Annotated in this window: 22 protein-coding genes and 1 tRNA gene; 19 read left to right on the forward strand and 4 right to left on the reverse strand. The window is 66.3% G+C overall.

Features of this window, described 5'->3' with window-relative positions:
• The first annotated feature begins 256 nt into the window (after positions 1-256).
• Both rplJ and rplL read left to right on the forward strand, forming a co-directional pair.
• Positions 257-772 carry a 50S ribosomal protein L10 gene (gene rplJ, locus E5675_RS07790; protein WP_136174022.1) on the forward strand — a complete coding sequence of 172 codons (516 nt, stop codon included), beginning with the start codon at positions 257-259 and terminating at the stop codon, positions 770-772.
• Positions 773-828: 56 nt separating this feature from the next.
• Complete coding sequence (rplL, locus tag E5675_RS07795) at positions 829-1206, forward strand: 50S ribosomal protein L7/L12 (protein WP_037557545.1); 378 nt, start codon at positions 829-831, stop codon at positions 1204-1206.
• A 104-nt stretch (positions 1207-1310) separates the two neighbouring features.
• Here the strand turns inward: rplL and E5675_RS07800 are convergent, their stop codons facing one another.
• Together E5675_RS07800 and E5675_RS07805 are read right to left on the reverse strand one after the other, a co-directional pair.
• The gene (locus E5675_RS07800) at positions 1311-2369 is read right to left on the reverse strand and encodes an LPXTG cell wall anchor domain-containing protein (protein WP_136174023.1); all 1059 of its coding nucleotides are present in this window, start codon (positions 2367-2369) and stop codon (positions 1311-1313) included.
• 131 nt (positions 2370-2500) lie between these two features.
• Positions 2501-4018 (reverse strand): hypothetical protein, encoded by a 1518-nt coding sequence (locus E5675_RS07805; RefSeq protein ID WP_168707815.1) that lies wholly within the window; start codon positions 4016-4018, stop codon positions 2501-2503.
• A 127-nt stretch (positions 4019-4145) separates the two neighbouring features.
• On the opposite strand from E5675_RS07805, the gene E5675_RS07810 reads away from it, so the two are divergent.
• Together E5675_RS07810 and E5675_RS07815 are read left to right on the forward strand one after the other, a co-directional pair.
• Complete coding sequence (locus tag E5675_RS07810) at positions 4146-5174, forward strand: phosphoribosylglycinamide synthetase (RefSeq protein ID WP_136174025.1); 1029 nt, start codon at positions 4146-4148, stop codon at positions 5172-5174.
• Positions 5171-6031 carry an NTP transferase domain-containing protein gene (locus tag E5675_RS07815; RefSeq protein WP_136174026.1) on the forward strand — a complete coding sequence of 287 codons (861 nt, stop codon included), beginning with the start codon at positions 5171-5173 and terminating at the stop codon, positions 6029-6031. The genes E5675_RS07810 and E5675_RS07815 overlap by 4 nt, the downstream gene beginning before the upstream one ends.
• Here E5675_RS07815 and E5675_RS07820 read toward each other — a convergent pair.
• Positions 5952-7394, reverse strand: a complete 1443-nt coding sequence (locus tag E5675_RS07820; RefSeq protein ID WP_136174027.1) for a carotenoid oxygenase family protein — start codon at positions 7392-7394, stop codon at positions 5952-5954. The genes E5675_RS07815 and E5675_RS07820 overlap by 80 nt on opposite strands.
• 80 nt (positions 7395-7474) lie before the next feature.
• Here E5675_RS07820 and E5675_RS07825 point away from each other — a divergent pair, with 80 nt between their 5' ends.
• The 3 genes from E5675_RS07825 (at position 7475) to E5675_RS07835 (ending at position 10843) form a co-directional block, all read left to right on the forward strand.
• On the forward strand, positions 7475-8083 hold the full coding sequence (locus E5675_RS07825; RefSeq protein WP_136174028.1) for a TetR/AcrR family transcriptional regulator: 609 nt from the start codon (positions 7475-7477) through the stop codon (positions 8081-8083).
• A 66-nt stretch (positions 8084-8149) separates the two neighbouring features.
• Positions 8150-9940, forward strand: coding sequence for a sensor domain-containing diguanylate cyclase (locus E5675_RS07830; protein ID WP_136174029.1), 1791 nt, complete (start codon positions 8150-8152; stop codon positions 9938-9940).
• 237 nt (positions 9941-10177) lie between these two features.
• Entirely contained in the window at positions 10178-10843 is a 666-nt protein-coding gene (locus E5675_RS07835) for an MBL fold metallo-hydrolase (RefSeq protein WP_136174030.1), read from the forward strand.
• Positions 10844-10874: 31 nt separating this feature from the next.
• On the opposite strand, the gene E5675_RS07840 is transcribed toward E5675_RS07835, so the two are convergent.
• The gene (locus E5675_RS07840; RefSeq protein WP_037556783.1) at positions 10875-11312 is read right to left on the reverse strand and encodes an MAPEG family protein; all 438 of its coding nucleotides are present in this window, start codon (positions 11310-11312) and stop codon (positions 10875-10877) included.
• A 329-nt stretch (positions 11313-11641) separates the two neighbouring features.
• On the opposite strand from E5675_RS07840, the gene rpmF reads away from it, so the two are divergent.
• From rpmF to E5675_RS07900, 12 genes are all read left to right on the forward strand, one after another.
• Positions 11642-11821, forward strand: a complete 180-nt coding sequence (gene rpmF / locus E5675_RS07845; RefSeq protein WP_011541714.1) for a 50S ribosomal protein L32 — start codon at positions 11642-11644, stop codon at positions 11819-11821.
• 22 nt (positions 11822-11843) lie between these two features.
• On the forward strand, positions 11844-12878 hold the full coding sequence (gene plsX / locus E5675_RS07850; RefSeq protein ID WP_136174031.1) for a phosphate acyltransferase PlsX: 1035 nt from the start codon (positions 11844-11846) through the stop codon (positions 12876-12878).
• Positions 12875-13840 (forward strand): beta-ketoacyl-ACP synthase III, encoded by a 966-nt coding sequence (locus E5675_RS07855; RefSeq protein WP_136174032.1) that lies wholly within the window; start codon positions 12875-12877, stop codon positions 13838-13840. The genes plsX and E5675_RS07855 overlap by 4 nt, the downstream gene beginning before the upstream one ends.
• 190 nt (positions 13841-14030) lie before the next feature.
• A complete protein-coding gene (locus E5675_RS07860) occupies positions 14031-14324 on the forward strand; it encodes an integration host factor subunit alpha (RefSeq protein ID WP_037556786.1) in 294 nt (97 codons plus the stop codon).
• Positions 14325-14353: 29 nt separating this feature from the next.
• Positions 14354-14728, forward strand: a complete 375-nt coding sequence (locus tag E5675_RS07865) for a MerR family transcriptional regulator (protein WP_247594829.1) — start codon at positions 14354-14356, stop codon at positions 14726-14728.
• A gap of 275 nt (positions 14729-15003) precedes the next feature.
• Entirely contained in the window at positions 15004-16188 is a 1185-nt protein-coding gene (locus E5675_RS07870) for a GNAT family N-acetyltransferase (RefSeq protein ID WP_136174034.1), read from the forward strand.
• The gene (locus E5675_RS07875; RefSeq protein WP_136174035.1) at positions 16185-17051 is read left to right on the forward strand and encodes a cupin-like domain-containing protein; all 867 of its coding nucleotides are present in this window, start codon (positions 16185-16187) and stop codon (positions 17049-17051) included. The genes E5675_RS07870 and E5675_RS07875 overlap by 4 nt, the downstream gene beginning before the upstream one ends.
• Positions 17052-17132: 81 nt before the next feature.
• Complete coding sequence (infA, locus tag E5675_RS07880; protein WP_010162480.1) at positions 17133-17351, forward strand: translation initiation factor IF-1; 219 nt, start codon at positions 17133-17135, stop codon at positions 17349-17351.
• A 10-nt stretch (positions 17352-17361) separates the two neighbouring features.
• A complete protein-coding gene (locus E5675_RS07885) occupies positions 17362-17952 on the forward strand; it encodes a Maf family protein (RefSeq protein WP_136174036.1) in 591 nt (196 codons plus the stop codon).
• Positions 17945-18937 (forward strand): ribonuclease, encoded by a 993-nt coding sequence (locus tag E5675_RS07890; protein WP_136174037.1) that lies wholly within the window; start codon positions 17945-17947, stop codon positions 18935-18937. Before E5675_RS07885 ends, E5675_RS07890 begins: the two co-directional genes overlap by 8 nt.
• Positions 18927-19109 carry a DNA gyrase inhibitor YacG gene (yacG, locus tag E5675_RS07895; RefSeq protein ID WP_037556792.1) on the forward strand — a complete coding sequence of 61 codons (183 nt, stop codon included), beginning with the start codon at positions 18927-18929 and terminating at the stop codon, positions 19107-19109. Before E5675_RS07890 ends, yacG begins: the two co-directional genes overlap by 11 nt.
• An 84-nt stretch (positions 19110-19193) precedes the next feature.
• A tRNA-Phe gene (locus E5675_RS07900) sits at positions 19194-19269 on the forward strand.
• Positions 19270-19290: the final 21 nt, after the last annotated feature.

Raw genomic sequence — 19290 nt, forward strand, 5'->3', positions numbered from 1 at the left:
CGCGTTCGTGTTGTCGCGGTCTCGGCCGTGACAGCTCCGTCCGAGACAGTTGGTGAGGGGAATATGCCCTTCTTAATTTCCAGCCGAGACGGGGACAGTCTTTTATCGGTCGCCCGCCTGCTTGTGCAGGCGCCAGCGGCTTGACCGACCCCATCGGACATCGTTGCGTGAAGGACAGGCGGGATACGTCCCGCATGGCTTTTGCGTGTGTTAGCGGCCCGGTTGCCTGCAACCGGGCATGAGTGGAGAAACAGGCATGGATCGTGCTGAAAAGGCCGAAGCCGTATCCTCGCTGAACGCTACGCTGTCGAATGCAGCCTCGGTTGTGATTGTTCGCAACCTGGGTCTTACCGTCGCCCAGTCGACGGTGCTTCGCGAGCAGATGCGGACCGCGGGTGCAAGCTTCAAGGTCACGAAGAACCGCCTGGCCAAGATCGCGCTCGATGGCACCTCCTACACCGGTATCGGCGATCTGCTGACCGGCCCCACGGCAATCGCCAGCTCGACCGATCCGGTCGCGGCTGCAAAGATCGCGGTGGAATTTGCCAAGACCAACGACAAGCTTGAAATCGTTGGTGGCGGCATGGGGGATGTGGTCCTCGACGTGGAAGGCGTGAAGGCGCTTGCATCGCTGCCGTCGCTTGACGAACTGCGTGGCAAGCTTGTCGGCCTGCTCCAGGCTCCGGCCACAAAGGTCGCCCAGATTGCGGCAGCCCCGGCTGGTCAGCTGGCGCGGGTCTTTGGTGCCTATGGCGCCAAGGAAGCGGCATAAACTTTTACCTACCGTAACAATTCACCGGGCTTTCCCGGTTCTGATGGAGAATGAAAATGGCTGATCTTGCAAAGATCGTTGAAGACCTGTCGGCGCTGACCGTTCTGGAAGCTGCTGAACTTTCGAAGCTGCTCGAAGAAAAGTGGGGCGTTTCGGCTGCTGCTGCCGTTGCGGTTGCCGCTCCGGGTGGCGCGGGCGCCGCTGCTCCCGCCGCTGAAGAAAAGGACGAGTTCGACGTCATCCTGACCGGCGACGGCGGCCAGAAGATCAACGTGATCAAGGAAGTCCGCGCGATCACCGGCCTGGGCCTGGGCGAAGCCAAGGCGCTGGTCGAAGGCGCGCCGAAGGCCGTCAAGGAAGGCGCCAGCAAGGCGGAAGCCGAAGAGCTGAAGAAGAAGCTCGAAGCTGCCGGCGCGACCGTCGAACTGAAGTAATTCGGTTCCGCGGGCTCCGGCCGGTTCCCCGGCCGGGCTCCAGCGAAAAAGAAAGGGCGGTGCTGCGAGGCACCGCCCTTTTTCATTAGGCACAGGCCGGTCCGTCAGTTGCGGGCAAAGCCGGGGCGGAGACCGGGGTTGCCGCGGCCAGGCTCGGGACGACGAACCTCCTGCTGCTGCTCCGACGGGCTTGCCGGACGCTGGGAAATTTCCCAGGCGCTGACGGGCTTGCGCGTCATATCCTGCTGCTGGGCCAGCGTTTCGTCGTAAGCGGTGCGTTCCTGACGGTCGAGGAAGCGCGCACGCTTGAGACGCTTGCTGAGCGTGGCGAAGGGATTGTCGAGCGTCGGGCCCGCAAGCGCCATCGCTTCATGGCGACCCATGCTGCCGCTCGGTGCGGCAGCGAAGGCCGGGGTGGTGCGCGGCGCCTCGACACGTTCGCGGGGAATATAGGCCGGGGTAATCCACGCTTGCGTCTCGGCGGATTGTGCTTCGGCCATGACCGGCGTCGGGGCGATCGCCGGCTCATCATCATAAGCGCGGTCTGCAAGCGCTCGCTCGTTGCGGCGGCGGCGAGCAAAGGCGATGCCGGCACCGCCAACGATCAGCAACGCAGCCGCACCGCCAGCGAGTTCCCAAGGAAAATCACTGCCGCCGGTGCTGGCAGTTTCGACGGGCGGGGGCGGCGCGACCTCGGCCGCGGGCTCGGCAGCGGTGGTCATCGGTGCGGCGACGGGAGCGATGTCTTCCACCGGCGGGGTATCCGCGGGAGCGGCTTCGGGGGCCGGTTGCGAAGCTGCCGGAGCGGCCGCAACACGGGCGCGGGGCGCGGCGCGTTCGCTCTTGGGCTGGACGGGCTCGGCTCGCTCGGCCGCCTTCGGGGCGGGAGCGGCTTCGGCCGGCTCGATTTCCAGCGGCACGCGGATCACCGGCTTCGGCGCCGGCGGCTGCGCGGCCGGGGGCTGTGCGGTTTGCGGCGCTGCAACCGGGGCCGGGGCGCTCGGTTCGGGCACGGTCGGCGGGGCTTGCGGCGCGGGTGCGGCGACCGGCGGGGTCATCGTGATCGTCGGCGCTTCCTGCGCGAACGCGGCGGGGGTGGACAGAACCAGAAACGCGGCAATCGCGCTCGTGGCGGGGCGGGAGAGGGCGATATTCTTCATCATAGTGAGGAAGGAACGAGCCACAGGTTGAAAGTGCTGCCCGAAAAGCGGCGCTTCCACGACGAGTCGTTGTTCCGCGACGTCCGAACGAAGATTCTCGTTGAGCGGCTGGTCAATTCGACTGCCTTTTCGGGTCAGAGGATCGAAACAGGCCGCTTCTCGACCAGCGTCGTGGTGCCGGCCTTGGAAATCGCGGCGCCGATCAGCGCCAGATCATTTTCGAGTTTCTGGTCGAGCGCTTCGCCGCGAAGCTGAGCCAGTTCGGCCATCAGCGGCATCGAAAGCGACAGGCGCAGAGTGCCCGCGATCCGTCCATCATTCATCCGGTGTGTTTTCACGGGCTGGCCGAGGCGGATTTCCCGCCCGAGCCAGCGCCGCGACTGGTGCGCGATATGGTCGTGCAGTTGCCGGGCCGCTTCGAAGTCACAGCCTGGCCAGCGAGCGGACAGGTCGAGCGTGCGCAAGGTTTCCGTGGCGAGGCACGATATGCCTTCCGCGCCGGGCACCTCCGAAAGCTCAAGTCGCCTGACCATGTTCGTGACGTGATGGCTGAACCGCGACGTCACTTCGGTGACGCGGGCGGTCGGAAGCGCGGCAAACCGCTCGATTTCGACCATCGCGGCCTCGAGGCGCAGGAGCAGACCGAAGTTGCCACCTGCATTGAGCGCGCCGGCGCCTGGCCAGTCTTCAGGCCATTCAGCGCGGTTGGCGAGGCGACGAAGCCCGAGCGGCAGGGGCATGGCGCGGCTGCGGACGGCGCCCGGAACGAACGCAAAGCCGCTGAACGGCGGCCCGCCCGCGAACTTCGAGCCGGTCATCAGCACGACGCATCCCAGCGCGAGATACTGGCGTACGACGGGGGCGCTGAGGCGAAGCTGACAGGCGTCGACCACCACGATCATGTCGTCGCCATGGACTGAGACCAGTCGCTCGACGTCGCCGAGAGCGGGCAGGGTCAGGCCCGATTTGGATCCGTGGACGACGTGGATGACCGCGCGGCGGCCGTTCGCGGCGACGCGCTCGACATGGAGCGACAGTTCGGCCGCTATGGCAGCGGACGCACGAGGAAGCCCAGCCCGATCGCGCACAGCGACGTCAATCAGTTCGGTTCCGGCAAAGACGGGATCGATCGCAGTATGCGGTACGACCCGCGCTCCGGTCGCCGTTACCTCGGAAAAGAACCGTCCCGCAGCGCTATGAACGCAACCGCTGCCTACTTCGTCGCGGCCGAGCAGAACCGCCGTAAGCGGACGCCCGTCATGCGCCGCGGCAAGCCCGACATATTCGAGATCGGTGCCCGATGCCGCAAAGACGATAGCGGTCTCCGCCTCGAGCCCGAAGTAGCCCGCAAGGCCGGCGCGGATCGTAGCCAGCCCTTCCGCGTAATCGGATGCCGACATTGGCTGTTCGAGCCCGTCGCGCCACCGGCGCGCCAATGTGGCGAAGGCATGGTCCGAAATACTGCTGATCGTCGACGAGCCGTAAGCGATCGCGTCGCTCGGCATGGCGGTCGCGTAATATCGGTTGCGGCCATGCGCATCGAGGTGGATGCGACTGTCGCCGCCGCTGACGAGGGCTGACGCGAGGCGGGCGGTATAGCGGCCGTCCGGGGCTGACGCGGTTCTATCGAAATCGTTGGGGTGCAGAAGCATGGGCATCCGGGGCGAGAGGATTTATTGCGACCTACCGGATTCAAATGACAGAGATTTGGCATTTTGCTTTCAATCCGGTCATCAAATGGTCATCGCGGTGAAACCTCGGCGTGGTCGGATCGCCCGCATGCGAACGACCGACCTCAAACCCACCCGGCTTCCCGATCGCCTCCGCGACACGCAGCGGCTTCTCTTCGTCGCCAAGCACGCCAAATGGACTGGCGGCCTCCATCCCGATGACGGCAACCATGCCGTCTATCACCGCGAGACGCGCGAGATACTCGAACGCATCGGCATGCCGCTCGTCGTTGCCGACGGCTATGCCGAGCTTTTTACGCGACCCGACGCGGATTTCGTCTTTCCTCTCCTCAATCGCGGCGGTTTCTATAATTCGGAAATGCTGTTGCCGCTGCTCTGCAACAGGCTGAGGCTGCCCTATGTCGGCGCTTCGCCGATCGTGCGCGGGCTTTCCGACGACAAGCATCTGACAAAGCTGGAGGCGGCCGCGCGCGGCGTTCCGACCGCGCCGTGGTCGCTCTTCCGCCGCGGTGCGCCGGTCGATGTCGCGCGCTGCCCGCCGGCGCGTCGGTGGGTGATCAAGCCGAACAACAGTTCGGCATCGTGGGGGCTGCGCGATGCCTATAGCCGTATCGAACTCGCGCGCGCCGTCGCGGAAATCCATGCGCTGGATCATGATGCGATCGTTGAACCCTTCGTCGAGGGGAGCGACGTCGAGGTGCCTGTGATCACCTGCAACGGCGACCCCGCGATGCTGCCGATGATGATATTCGAGCAGGCCGACCCGGGCCATTTGCGCACATATCAGGAAAAGCGGGATCTGGTCGATCGTAGTCAGAAATACAGCCTCAAACTGTTCGATGACCCTGATATCGGCGCCCGGCTCGTCGAATATACGCGAAGGATGGCCGAAATCTTCCGGCCGTTCGATTACGGCCGCTTCGAGTATCGGGTCGATTTCACGACTGGCGAGATCCGGCTGCTCGAAGTCAATCTGAACTGCAACCTCTGGTCCGAGAAGGTGTTCGGCAGGGCGGCGGTCGCGGCGGGTTTCACCCAGGCCGATCTGATCGAAACGATCGTGGCCGAAAGCATGATCCGCCAGCTTGTCGGTTTTGCGCGAAGGGATGCGGCATGACCGGGTCGATCCTGATCCTCGCCGGCCGTCGTCCGGGTGCGGTCGACGCGCTTGCCGGGGCGCATGGAGTCGGCGACAAATGCCTCGTTCCCGTGGCGGGCCGGCCGATGATCGCGCATGTGCTCGAAAGCGCTGCGGCCACACCGGCCGCGCATATTTTCGTTTCGACACATCATGACGGATTGCTCGACGAACTGTCCGATCCGGTGATTCAAAGACTCGGCGAACGACTCGTCGTCTTGCCGGCGGCGGACAATCTGACGGATTCGGTGCTGGCCGTCGTGGGGGTGGCGCACTTTCCGCTGCTCGTCACGACCGCGGACAATTGCTTGCTCACTCCTGCCACGATCGCGGAAATCAATGTCGAAGCCGCGCGGCTCGGCGTCGAGGCCGGCGTGGCGCTGGCGCGGCGCGAGGATGTTCTCGCGGTTCATCCCGACGGACAGCGGCGCTTCTATGAATTTTCGGACGTCGCCGTGTCGAATTGCAACGCCTATTGGATCGGCGACCGCGACGCGCTCAGAGCGGCGGAGGCGTTTCGCGGCGGCGGCCAGTTCGTGAAAAAACCGTTGCGCGTGATACAGGCTTTCGGGCTGATCAACTTGTTGCGCTTCCGTTTCGGGCTAGGGCCGATCCATCATATTTTTGCCCGCCTTTCGCGCCGCCTGAAAGTCGATATCGCCCCGCTGCTGGTCAGCAACGGGGCGACGGCGATCGACGTCGACAATGAACGGTCGCTCAGGGTGACCGAGGCGCTGATGAAGCGGCCCGATATCGTCAATCCGCGACCCAGTTCCCGTGAAACCCAGGCGGGATGCGGTGCGGCAAGTGAACGATCGCTTGCGGTGACCCGGTAAAGTCGTCGGCGTTGAGAATGACGAGGTCGGTGGTCTCGTCGTTCATGTTCACGACCAAGCCGATCAGCCAGCCGTCATCTTCCGCTCCATCGGTGCTCCGCGGGACAAACACGAACTCGCCAGGATGGCGACCGGGGCCGAAGTCGTGGATGGCTGTAGTGCCCTTGACGAGGTCATGTTTGAACAGGCGCGTTTCAGCGAGTGCCCATTCGGCCGCCTCTCCGTCGGGAATAGCGACGCTGTAGGCATAGCGATAGGGCCGGGTTGTCAGCCGCTCGTCATAGCGCGGAAATTCCTGCGCATGGTCGTGGATGACGGTGCGCGTCGTCGCGCCCGCAGCGGGATCGATCGTCCAGCGTTCCATGCGCGATTTCTGGCTGTCGGGCCCGCGCTTCGATTCGGCGAACATCGTTTCGTGCGCGACGACGTCGACGATGACCTTGCCATCGGCGGTTTCGAACGCGTTGGCGGGATGGAAGACATAGCAGGGCTCGACCGGGACCCAGATGATGCTGTCGCCGCGGCCGTTCCTGCGAAGGAGACCAACCCGCGCCGGATGCGCCTCGTTCCATGCGTAGGGGAAGCGATAGCCGGCGAGCAGCATCTTCATCGAGAAGGTGACGGGAAGGTCGAAGACCAGCACGTAATTTTCGGTGATCGCGCAATCGTGGATCGAAGGGCCGTCGCTCACGGCAATCGCTTCTTCGCGGATGACGTGTGCCTGGCTGTCGAGCACGACGTGCCACACCTTGTTGGGTTCATCGCCGCGATAGGTGATCGCGTGCATCTCGTCGGTGAAGGGGTCGTGGTGCGGGTGCGCCGTATATCCGCCGAGCAGCGTTCCATCGAACGGGTTGTGCGCGATCGTGTTCAGTTCGTAACCGAGTTCGACGGGCTTTCCGCCCGCTTCGACGATAGCGAAGGTGCGCCCGGCCAAACCCACGACATTGGTGTTCGGCGCATCGTTGCGGCCTTCGCGCGGGCCGGGAGGCAATTCCTCGCCGAGCATTTCGCACGCCTCGCTGCCGCGCACCCAGCGGTTGCGATACCAGTCGGCCTTGCCGCCTTCGATGCGGATGCCATGCACCATGCCGGCGCCGGTGAACCAGTGATAGCTCGCGGGATCGGGGGCGGCGGCGGGGTTGGGACCGTTGCGGAGGTAGCGACCTTTGAGCTGCGCCGGAATCTCGCCCTCGACCTGCAACTCCTCGAGCGTGAACTCCCGCGTCATCGGTTTGTGGATGCCGGTGAGGAAGGGATGGGCGTCGGTGGGGCGGGGGAGGCGCTTGCGGTTGAAGTCGGCGACCTTGCCGATGCCTTTGACGACGGCGCTGCGGATCAGGGTTTCGACGTTGCTTGCCATGGCGATGCTCCTTACGGAAGTTGGCGAAGGTGCCGCGGAGGGTTGCGCGGACGACTCGATATGTTTACAGTGGCAACATTATGGCGAGCAAAGATAACAGTGTCAACTTAAAAGGCGGCGGGGCGGCGAAGGCGTCGCGCGCCTATCATCACGGTGACCTGCGCGCGGCGGTGCTCGCGGCGGGGCTCGACCGGCTCGAGGCGGGTGATGGCGCCGAGCTGGGGCTGCGCGCGCTGGCGCGCGACGTCGGGGTCAGCGCGACCGCGCTGTACCGGCATTTTCCCGACAAAGAGGCGCTGCTCGACGCGCTTGCCGACGAGGGGTTGCGGCGATTGGGCGCGCTGCAGGCGCAGGCCTGGCTGAAAGCGGGCGGCGGGGTCGCGGGGTTCAAGGCGACGGGCATCGCCTATGTCCGCTTCGCGCATGACGAACCGGCGCTGTTCCGCCTGAGCTTCACGCGGCAGATGCCCGACCGCAAGGAAGGTGGGGACGGCGGCGAGGTGGCCTATAACCTGCTGCGCGCCGGCGTCGGCGAGGCGCTGCCCGGCGTCGCGGACCCCGACACGGCGGCGCTCCACGCCTGGTCGCTGGTCCATGGCCTCGCGATGCTGGTCCTCGACCGGCGGATCGAATGGGACGAGGCGAAGGTCGCCGAAGTTGTCGGCTTGACCTTCGGCGGCGTCGGCTGATCCCGCGGGTGCGGTGCCGCAAACAATATTAGCGGTTTATTTTCCTGTTTTCGGCTAGCTGGTGACATGATCCGGTCGCTGTCCCCCAGAGTCGAGGCGGTCTTTTGGTTCCTGCTGACCGCGGTGGGATATTTCCTGCTGGCGAGCCTGTCGCTGCACGCGACGAAAGGCGCCGACAATATCGCCGCGGTGTGGCCGCCGAGCGGATATTTCCTAGCGCTGTTGCTGCTGATGCCCGATGCGCTGCGCACGTGTGTCGCTGCCTTCGCGGGCATGGCGCTGTCGAGCATCGCCGCAAATATGTGGGCGGGCGGCTCGCTCGACACCAGCGCCGCCTTCTCGCTCGCGAACGGGGTCGAGGCGCTCGTCGCGCTCAAGCTGATCCGGTTGCGCGAAAGGGGCACGCCATCGTTCATGGTGCCGCGGTCGGTGGTCGCCTTTTGTATCGCGACGGTCGCCGCGAGCATCGCAAGCGCGGGGCTGGCGGCGCTGCTGACCGGCGGCGGCTTCGATTTTTTCCGGTCGTGGCTGACCACGGTGGCGCTGGGGATGCTGATCGTCACCCCGCCAATCGTGATGCTCGCACGGCTTGTCGAAACGGGTGCGATAGCCAGCGTGAGCCGCCGAGGCATTGCCGAGGCGACCGCGATCCTCGTCGCGACGGCGATGATCGCGATCGTCTGTTTCTCGCAGGCCGAGTTCCCCGTCACTTTCCTGCCGTGCCTTGCCGTCGTCGCGGCCTCTTACCGGCTCGGGCCCTTCGGTGCCGCGGGGAGCGTGCTGATCGTGACGATCATCGTGTCGTGGATGACGGGCCGCGGCCTGGGGCCGATCGCGCATATGCACGAGCCGCCGACGACGATCATCCTGTTCCTGCAATTCTATTTGCTGATGCTCCTTGGATCGGCGTTGCCGCTTGCGGCGTTGCTCGTCGGACGCCAGCGGCTCGCGAAACGGCTGGAGCAGAGCAACGGTTGGCTGCTTCAGGCCGAGGCGGCGGCGCTCGTCGGCCATTGGCGCGTCGACCTGATCCACTGGAAGATCCACTGGTCGGACCAGGCCTATCGCATCCACGGGCTGGTGCCGGGCACGCCGGTCGACGTGAATTACAGCGTCAAACAATATGTCGCCGAAGACGGCGCCGCGGTCCGGAAGATATTGGAAGAGGCGGTCCGCACCGGCGAGCCTTTCGAGTTTCAGGGACGCATCGTGCGCGCCGACGGGGAGATTCGCCATGTGAAGTCGCACGGGTCGATCGAGGCGGGTCGCGGCGGTCGGGCGGTCGCGATTTTCGGCACGGTGCAGGATGTGACCGAGACGGTCGAAAATGCGCGGATATTGGAAGCCGCGCGCAGCGCCGCCGAGCGGGTTGCGAACACCGACATGCTGACCGGCCTGCCCAACCGGCGGCACACTCTGGCCTTCCTCGAGAAAGCGTTGGCGGGCGCGCGCGAACATGGCGCGCCGCTGGCGGTCGCGATCTTTGACATCGACCATTTCAAGCGGATCAACGACGCCCACGGGCATGCGACGGGCGACAAGGTGCTCCGCCTCGTCGCGCAGCGCGCCAAGGCGGCGCTGCGCGACGAGGATATGCTCGGACGCATCGGCGGCGAGGAATTCGTCTGTATCCTGCAGCGATCGAGCGCGCAGGCTTCCGAAATCGTCGCCGAGCGCGTGCGCAAGGCGGTCGAAACGGGCACCGCGGCCGAAGACGGCATGCCGCAAGCGACGATCAGCATCGGGCTGGCGGTGTTTGACGGCGAGCTCGACATCGAGGAATTGCTGCACCGCGCCGATCAGGCGCTTTACGCGGCAAAGCGCGAGGGTCGGAACCGGCTGCGCATGGCAGCCTGAGGGGAGACGGCTGAAGCTTGTCGGTTTAGGGGTGGAGAGCGGACATTCCACAACCGTCGCCCCCGCGAAGGCGGGGGCCGCTGTCGGTTTACACAATGGCGCTGAGTAAGGCCGCTAGCGGCCCCCGCCTTCGCGGGGGCGACGGCTAGGTTCGGTCGGAAGCAGCCCCGCCGGCGCAGCTTTCGCGATCGCGTGCCGCCCTTGCCATTTCCGACGCTTTTCCCCACATCGAGCGCCATGAACGCTCCCAACCCCCCGATGCGCGCGGCGATCGTGCCGGTCACCGCCTTCCAGCAGAATTGCACCTTGCTGTGGTGCACCGCGACGAACAAGGCGGCCTTTGTCGATCCCGGCGGCGACCTGCCCAAGCTCAAGGAAGCGGTCAAGCAGACGGGGGTCGAGGTCGAGAAGATTCTCGTCACCCATGGCCATATGGACCATTGCGGGCAGGCGGGGATGCTGGCGAAGGAGCTGGGCGTGCCGATCGAGGGGCCGCACGAGGACGACCGTTTCTGGATCGACGCCTTTGCCGAGGACGGCGCGCGTTTCGGCATGGTCGGCGAATCCTTCGAGCCCGACCGCTGGCTGGTCGATGGCGACACGGTGACCGTCGGCAATCTTGAGATCGACGTCATCCACTGCCCGGGGCATACGCCGGGGCATGTCGTCTTTCATCATGCGCCGTCGAAGCTCGCGATCGTCGGCGACGTGATCTTTCAGGGGTCGATCGGGCGCACCGATTTTCCGCGCGGCAATCACCAGCAATTGCTCGATTCGATCACGCAGAAATTATGGCCGCTCGGCGGCGACACAACTTTTCTGCCCGGGCACGGCGCGCACAGCAATTTCGCCCACGAACGGCGGACGAACCCGTTCGTGAGCGATATGGCGCTGGGCGGCTGAGGTTCCCCTCCCGCAAGCGGGAGGGGAGAAATTACTTCGGCGTGGCCGCCACCGTCTCGACCTCGGTCGCGGTGATGCTCACCGGCGTGAGATAGACGATCGCGAGCGCGGTGAGCGCGAGGCCGAGCTGGGTGAGCATGGTGACGATCGTGCCGACCATGCGGCCCCACATCATCCCGTCCATGCCGAGCGCGTGGAGGATGCGGCCGACAAGGTAGAGCGCGCCGACGGCCCACAGCCACATCGAGGAGCCGAAGCCGAGTTCGACGAGCGCGAGCAGGATCAGCACGAAGGCGGTGTTTTCGACGAAATTGCTGTGCGCGCGCATCCGGCGGGTCAAAAGATCGTTGCCGCCGTCGCCGATGAAGACTTTCTCCCGCGTCCGCACGCGGCCGACGCGGAGCGCGAGCCACAGGTTGAGCAGCGCCGCACCGGCGGCGATCGTCAGGCTGATCGGCAAGATTATCATTTGGCATCCCCCTTGTGAGCCGGTCGTTCCGGCGACAGGGCCGGTGTGGCATTGCGCGAGGGGCAGGGCAAGCTTGTGCCGGATAATGAAGTCGCCGCCATCGCCGCGCGCAATGGGCTTGCCTTTGCGGGCAAAAACGCTATAGCCGCGCCCGATCCGGCACCCGACACCATCTGGCGTTGAGGCACCTTCCGGCGGAAGATTTTTCCTGCGTCATCTGGGCGGGAATGGGCTTCGGCGTGGCGGGCGGGCCAGTCATTTCCGGCGACGGCGATGACAAATCCGGGTAGCCGATTCGTGACACAATTTTTGAGAATGCAGGAAAAATCATGGCCGTTCCCAAGCGAAAAACCTCGCCCTCGAAGCGCGGCATGCGTCGCAGCCACGACAGCCTGAAGGTCGAAGCCTTTCAGGAATGCCCGAACTGCGGCGAGCTGAAGCGCCCGCACAACCTCTGCAACGCCTGCGGCCATTATAACGGCCGCGAAGTGGTGTCGGTCGGCGCGTAACAAACAGGCCGGAGGGCATTAGATGGCACTGACACCGCGAATCGCAATCGATGCGATGGGCGGTGACGTCGGCGTGCGCATGATGCTCGCCGGCGCCGCGATGGCGCGCCACAAGCACGACGGCCTCCGCTTCATCCTCGTCGGCGACGAGGAGCAGATCAAGGCGGCGCTCGATCATCACCCGAACCTGCGCGCGGCGTCGGACATCCTCCACACCGACGGCGTGGTGTCGGGCGAGGACAAGCCGAGCCAGGCGCTGCGCAAGGCGAAGAGCACCTCGATGGGGCTGGCGATCGACGCGGTGAAGCGCGGCGATGCCGGCGGCGCCGTGTCGGCGGGCAATACCGGTGCCTTGATGGCAATGGCGAAGCTCGCGCTGCGCACGATGCCGGGGATCGACCGGCCCGCGCTCGCGGCGCTGCTGCCGACGCTCGGCGACAATGACGTCGTCATGCTCGATCTTGGCGCCAACACCGATTGCGACGCCAATAACCTGATCCAGTTCGCGGTGATGGGCGCCGCCTATGCGCGCACCGCGATGGGGCTGGAACGCCCACGCGTCGCGCTGCTCAACATCGGCACCGAAGAGCTCAAGGGCACCGGCGAGATCCGCGACGCGGCGGCGCGGCTGCGCGGCGCGACGGGGCTTCCGATGGAGTTCACCGGCTTTATCGAGGGCGACAAATTGTCGCGCGGCAATGTCGATGTGATCGTCCACGACGGGTTTTCGGGCAATATCGCGCTGAAGACGATCGAGGGGACGGCGCGCTTCGTCACCGACCTGCTCCGCCGCGCCTTCACCTCGTCGGTGCGCTCGAAGATCGGCTTCCTAATCTCGCGCCCCGCGACCGAGCTGCTGCGCCACCATCTCGACCCCAATAATCACAATGGCGCAGTGTTCCTCGGCCTCAACGGCGTGGTGCTCAAGAGCCATGGCAGCGCCGATGCCAAGGGGGTCGCGAACTGCGTCCACCTGTGCGCCGAGCTCATTGAAAAGGATATCACGCGTCAGGTGACCGAGGATCTCGCCAACTTTCGCAGCGGCGACGCGGCATGACCCTGCGCGCGATCCTGGCCGGCACCGGATCGGCGCTGCCGCGCACGCGCGTGTCGAACGCTGAGCTGGCCAGCCGCGTCGATACGAGCGACGAATGGATCGTCGAGCGCACCGGCATCCGTTTCCGCCATATCGCCGAACCCGACGAGACGACCGCGACGCTCGGCGCCGATGCGGCGAAGCAGGCGCTGGCGGCGGCGGGGCTCGAACCCGCCGACATCGGCCTGATCATCGTCGCGACCGCGACCCCCGACAACACGTTTCCGGCCAGCGCAACGAAAGTGCAGGCGCTGCTCGGTGCGCCCGACTGCATCGCGTTCGACGTAGCGGCGGTCTGCTCGGGTTTCCTCTATGCCGTGTCGGTCGCCGATTCGATGCTGCGCACCGGCGCGGCGAAGCACGCGCTGGTGATCGGCAGCGAGACCTTCAGCCGTATCCTCGACTGGGAAGACCGCACGACCTGCGTGCTGTTCGGCGACGGCGCGGGCGCGATCGTCCTGTCGGCCGAAGAGGTCGCCGACGACCGCGGCATCCTCACGACGCGGCTCCACGCCGAGGGCAAATATTCGGACATGCTCTATGTCGATGGCGGCCCCTCGACGACGGGGACGGTCGGCCATGTCCGGATGCAAGGCCGCGAAGTGTTCCGCCACGCGGTCACCAACCTTGCCAATGTGCTGGCGGAGGTGATGGAAGAGATCGGGCTGTCGGCCGAGCAGATCGACTGGGTCGTGCCGCACCAGGCGAACAAGCGGATCATCGACGCGACCGCGAAAAAGCTGGGCCTGCCGGCCGAGCGCGTCGTCCTGACGGTCGATCAGCACGCGAACACGTCGGCGGCGTCGGTGCCGCTCGCGCTCGACCTTGCGGTGCGCGACGGGCGGATCAAGCGCGGCGACCTGGTGGTGCTCGAAGCGATGGGCGGCGGCTTCACCTGGGGCGCCGCGGTGCTGCGGGTTTAAGCTGAAGTCGCGGCACCGGCCCGCTCCCCACGCCGACGCACGGAACTCGTCGCGTCAACTTCTCGCTCCATCCGTTTCAGTTTGGCGGATTAATTCGGATTTGTTACATATGCGTAACGGGACTCGTGACGGTGGGGGCTGTCAGGGAACCGGCCGCATAGTTTCGCTTCAGGAGGGGGAAGGGATCAACATGACCGCAGGGACGCTTACGCGAGCCGATATCGCCAGCCGCATCAACCAGCAGATCGGCTTGTCGCGCAATGAATCGGCCGCCATCGTCGAATCGATTCTCGACCATATGTCCGACGCGCTTGCGGTCGGCCAGAATGTGAAGATTTCGGGCTTCGGCACCTTCGTGCTGCGCGACAAGGCGCAGCGGATCGGCCGCAATCCCAAGACGGGGATCGAGGTTCCGATCCTGCCGCGGCGCGTGATGACCTTTCGCGCCAGCCAGACGATGCGAGCGCGTGTTGCCGGCAAATAGATTCGGTCCGATCGATGCCGGCGTCTGACATGGCCGGCGATGACGGCAAGGCGGCGGGCGCCATGCTGGCGATCGGCGAGCTGGCGGTGCGCATCGGCGTCCCGACGCATGTGCTGCGATATTGGGAAACGCGCTTCCCGCAGTTAAAGCCGCTCCAGCGGTCGGGCCGCCGCCGCTATTACCGAGCCGAAGATGTCGCGCTCGCCGAGCGTATCCACCATTTGCTGCATGTGCGGGGCTTTACGGTCGAGGGCGCGCGCAAGGCGCTGTCCGAACCGGACGCCGCGCGCGCGGTGCCGTCGATAAGCGCGACGCGCGATGCAGCGGCGCCGCCGCGTGCGGCGGGGATTCCGGTCGAGGCGCTTGTCGCGCTGCGGCAGCGGCTGGTCGCGGCGCTGGATTGAAGCGAAGGCGGTTGCGGGCGCATACGTCGGTTTTGGGGTGGTGAGCTGTCGTTGCTCTCCTCCACTTCCGTCATCCCGGGCTTGACCCGGGATCCCGCTTTTTGGGGCGTCGACCGGTCTTCGGCATCAAGCGGGACCCCGGATCAAGTCCGGGGTGACGATCATCGATAGGTCAACTTCCGGTCGAACGCCGCTATTCCGATCCCGCTTCGTTTGACGAGGCATCCCGACGAATCGCCACGCCATCTTAACGCTTCGCTGCTAATCTCTTGCCGATGACGGTCCATCCCGCCTTTTCGACGCGCGTCGGCGAAGCTGCACCGCTGACCGTGCGCGTCGTCGATCCGCTGTCGCTTTCGAGCGAACTCGCGGCGGCGTGGGACCGGCTCGCGGGCGAGGCGAGCGAGCCCAATCCGTTTGCCGAGCGCTGGTGCCTGCAATCGGCGCTTCATCTGCTCGATCCCGAGCGGCAGGCGCGGCTCGTGCTCGTGCGCGATGGCAGCGACGGGCCGGTGATCGGCGTGATGCCCGTCGCGTCCGCGCTCCATTATGGCCGCCTGCCGCTGCGGCATGTGACCGGCTGGGCGCACCCCAATCATTTTCATGGCGCCCCGCTGGTGCGCGCGGGTTTTGAAAGCCTCTTCTGGTCGATCCTGCTCGGCTGGTGCGATGCCGCGCCCTGGGCGCGCACGCTGCTGCACGTGCCGCGCCTGACCGAGGACGGCCCGCTCCACCGCGCGCTGGTCGATGTCGCGCGGGTGCGCGGCGGCGAGGCGCGGGTGGTGCACCGCGAAGAACGCGCGCTGCTCGAAAGCGCGCTGTCGCCGGACGAGTATTGGGACACCGCGGTCCGCGCGAAGAAGCGCAAGGAATTGCGGCGTCAGGCGAACCGGCTGGCCGAAGAGGGCGCGGTCGGCGTCCGCCGCTGGCAGGCGGGCGAGGGGCTCGATCCGTGGATCGATGCCTTCCTCACGCTCGAAGCGCGCGGCTGGAAGGGACGCGCCGGCTCGGCGCTCGCGAGCCATGGCGATACCGCGGCGTGGTTTCGCGCGATCCTGACCGGCGCGGCGGATACGGGCAAGCTCGACATGCGCGCGCTCGATCTGGACGGGCGCCCGCTCGCGATGCTGGTCAACTTCCTTTGCCCGCCCGGCGGCTTTTCCTTCAAGACCGCGTTCGACGAGGATTATGCCCGCTTCTCGCCCGGCGTGCTGCTCCAGCAGGCGAATCTCGACCTGCTCGACGATCCGAAGATCGCGTGGATCGACAGTTGCGCCGCGCCCGGCCACCCGATGATCGACAGCGTCTGGCGCGAACGCCGTTCGCTGGTCTGGGTCAATGTGCCGCTGTCGGCACCCGCCGACCGGCTGCGCTTTGCGATGCTGGACAAGGCCGAGCGCCTGTGGCGGCGCTGGAAGGGTGCCGCCGCGCCCGCAAATGAAGTAGAAAGCCCGACATGACCGCGCACCAGCAGATCGACCGCGCCGTTTTTCCCGCCGAGACGCTCGAGCGGATGGCGGCGCTCTATCCGCAGCGCGCGGGGCTGCTCCACCACCATCTTCCCGACCATCCCTTGCTGTCGATCGAGGCGCTCGCGGTGCTCGGCGAAGGCCTGCCCGCGAGCGAGGTCGAATATAATCCGGGCGATGTGCCGATCGGCATCCGGCCCGAGGATGTGCCCTCGAACGGCCTGTCGATCGGCGAGACCATCCGCACGATCGACAGCAACGGCAGCTGGGCGGTGCTCAAGAATATCGAGAATGTCGCGGCCTATCGCACGCTGCTGATGGACCTGCTCGGCGAACTCGAACCCGTCGTGACCCCGCGCACCGGTGCGATGCTGACGCCGCAGGGCTTTATCTTCATCTCGTCGCCGGGGTCGATCACGCCGTTCCACTTCGACCCCGAGCACAACATCCTGCTTCAGCTCAAGGGGCAGAAGGTGATGAACGTCTGGCCCGCGGGCGACGAGCGTTTCGCGCATCGCCGCGAGCATGAACGCTATCACACCGGCGGCCACCGCAATCTGCCATGGGAGGAGGCGTATAAGGACGACGCGCAGCAGGTGCCGCTCGGCCCCGGCGACGCCGTGCTGATGCCCGTGATGGCGCCGCATTTCGTCGCCAATGGCGATGCGCCGTCGATTTCGCTGTCGATCACCTGGCGCAGCGAATGGAGCTATCGCGAATCCGAAGCGCACGCCGCCAACGCCGCGCTGCGCCGCATGGGGCTCGACCCCGCGATGCCGCCGCGCTGGCCGAGCTATGCGTGGATTAAGACCGTCGGCTGGCGCGCCGCGCGCAAGCTGCGCCTCGTCGAATGACGCCTGTGACAGATTGCTTCCAATTGCCGCGAATTGCGGTTATGGGCGCGCATCCCGATATTTCGAGCCCATAGAGGATAGATGGCGAAAGAAGAACTTCTGGAAATGCGCGGCCAAGTGGTCGAACTGCTGCCCAACGCGATGTTTCGCGTCAAACTGGAAAATGATCACGAGATTCTGGGCCACACGGCCGGCAAGATGCGCAAGAACCGCATCCGCGTTCTCGTGGGCGACGAAGTGCTCGTCGAACTCACCCCCTATGACCTGACCAAGGGTCGGATCACCTATCGCTTCAAGTGAGCGCGGCGGCATGGGTTCGAACCCTAAATCGCCCGCGCTGGTTCTGGCTTCGACCTCGCCGCGCCGGCGCGAATTGCTGGCGCGGATCGGCCTCGTGCCCGCGCGCATCGCGGCTCCTGAAATCGACGAGACGCCGCTGAAGGGCGAGCTGCCGCGCGATTATGTCGCGCGGCTGGCGCGGGGCAAGGCGCTCGCGGTCGAGCGTGCGCCGGACGAGGTGGTCCTTGCGGGCGACACGACGGTGGCGGTCGGGCGCCGCATTCTCGAAAAACCGGCCGACGAAGCCGACCTCCGCCGGATGCTCGCGCTGCTGTCGGGGCGGCGGCACCATGTCTGGTCGGGCGTCTGCGTCGTCGGCACCGATGACCGCCCGCGCGTCCGCGTCGTCGATACGATCGTCGCGTTCAAGGCGCTGAGCGCCGCCGAGATCGACCTTTATGTCGAATGCGGCGAGGGGATGGGCAAGGCGGGCGGCTATGCGATCCAGGGGCGCGCCGAAACCTTCGTGCGCTTCCTGTCGGGCAGCCATTCGAACGTCGTCGGCCTGCCGCTCTTCGAAACGCGGGCGCTGTTGACGAGCGCGGGAATCGCGCTTGGCTGAGTGGCTCTATGAAGCCGGAATCGGCGAAGCGCGCGCGGCGCTGATCGAGGATGGCGAAATCGTCGAGGCGCGGATCGAGCGTGAAGGCGAAGGGCCGCGCGTCGGCGCGATCGTGGCTGCGAAGCTGGTCGAGGCGGGCAAAGGCGGCAAAGGCGCGCTGGTTGCACTCGACTGGCCGGGAGCGCCGCAGGCGACGCTGACCGGCCTGCCGCCGTCGACCTCGACCGGGGCGCGGCTGACGGTCGAAATCACTCGCATGGCGCTGCGCGAACGCGGCCGCGACAAGCCCGCGCGGGCGCGGATGGCGGAGGCGGGCGTCGCGATCGGCGACGGGCCGGATTTGCGCGCACGCATCGCCGCTAGCGGCGTCGCCGTCGCCGAGCTGCAACCGACCGGTGCCGACCGGCTCGAGCAGGCGGGCTGGTCCGAGCTGATCGACCATGTCCGCACCGGGCACTGGCCCTTTGCGGGCGGCGCGCTGTGGGTGGATGCGACCCCCGCGATGCTGCTGATCGACATCGACGGGGAGGGCGACGCGCTGGCGCTGGCATTGGCGGGCGCCCGCGAGGCGGCGGCCTTGATTCGTCGCTGCGACATCGGCGGATCGATCGGGATCGATTTTCCCTCGGTGCCCGACCGCGCCGGGCGGCAGGCGATCGATACGGCGGTCGACGCCGCCTTGCCCCAGCCGTTCGAGCGCACCGCGGTCAACGGCTTCGGTTTCATGCAGATCGTCCGCCGCCGCGAGCGGCCCTCGCTGATCGAGCAGGTCCGGCTCGATCCGGTCGCGACCGATGCCGCGCTGCTGCTGCGCCAGGCCGAACGCGCGGTGGGGACGGGCGAGTTGACGCTGACCGCGCGCGGCGCGGTGGTCGACCGGATCGCGGCGCATTCGGCGTGGATCGAAACATTGCAGAATCGTACCGGCCGCGCCGTCCGCCTCGCCGCGGACCCGGCCGTCAAAGGAGCCGGCCATGCCCAGTAAACCCCCGCGCTGCCCGCTCTGCGGCAAGCCGCGCGACCCTGAATATAAGCCCTTTTGCAGCCGCGGTTGCCGCGATCGCGACCTGCTCAACTGGTTCGGCGAGGATTATCGCGTGCCGGCCGATCAGGCGCCCGACGGCACCGCCGACGACGATCGTTTCGACGAGGGATAAAAGGCCGAGAAAGCTACTGGACAGGATGCGAAGCCCTGCCTATAGCCGCCGCTCGCCAGCGCGGCCGACCGGCCGCCGCGGTTCGCCTGGGTAGCTCAGTTGGTAGAGCATGCGACTGAAAATCGCAGTGTCGGCGGTTCGATCCCGTCCCCAGGCACCACCTCTCACCCATCGTTGCTTG

Origin of the sequence: Sphingopyxis sp. PAMC25046, from assembly GCF_004795895.1 — a bacterium.
Taxonomy (GTDB): Bacteria; Pseudomonadota; Alphaproteobacteria; order Sphingomonadales; family Sphingomonadaceae; genus Sphingopyxis.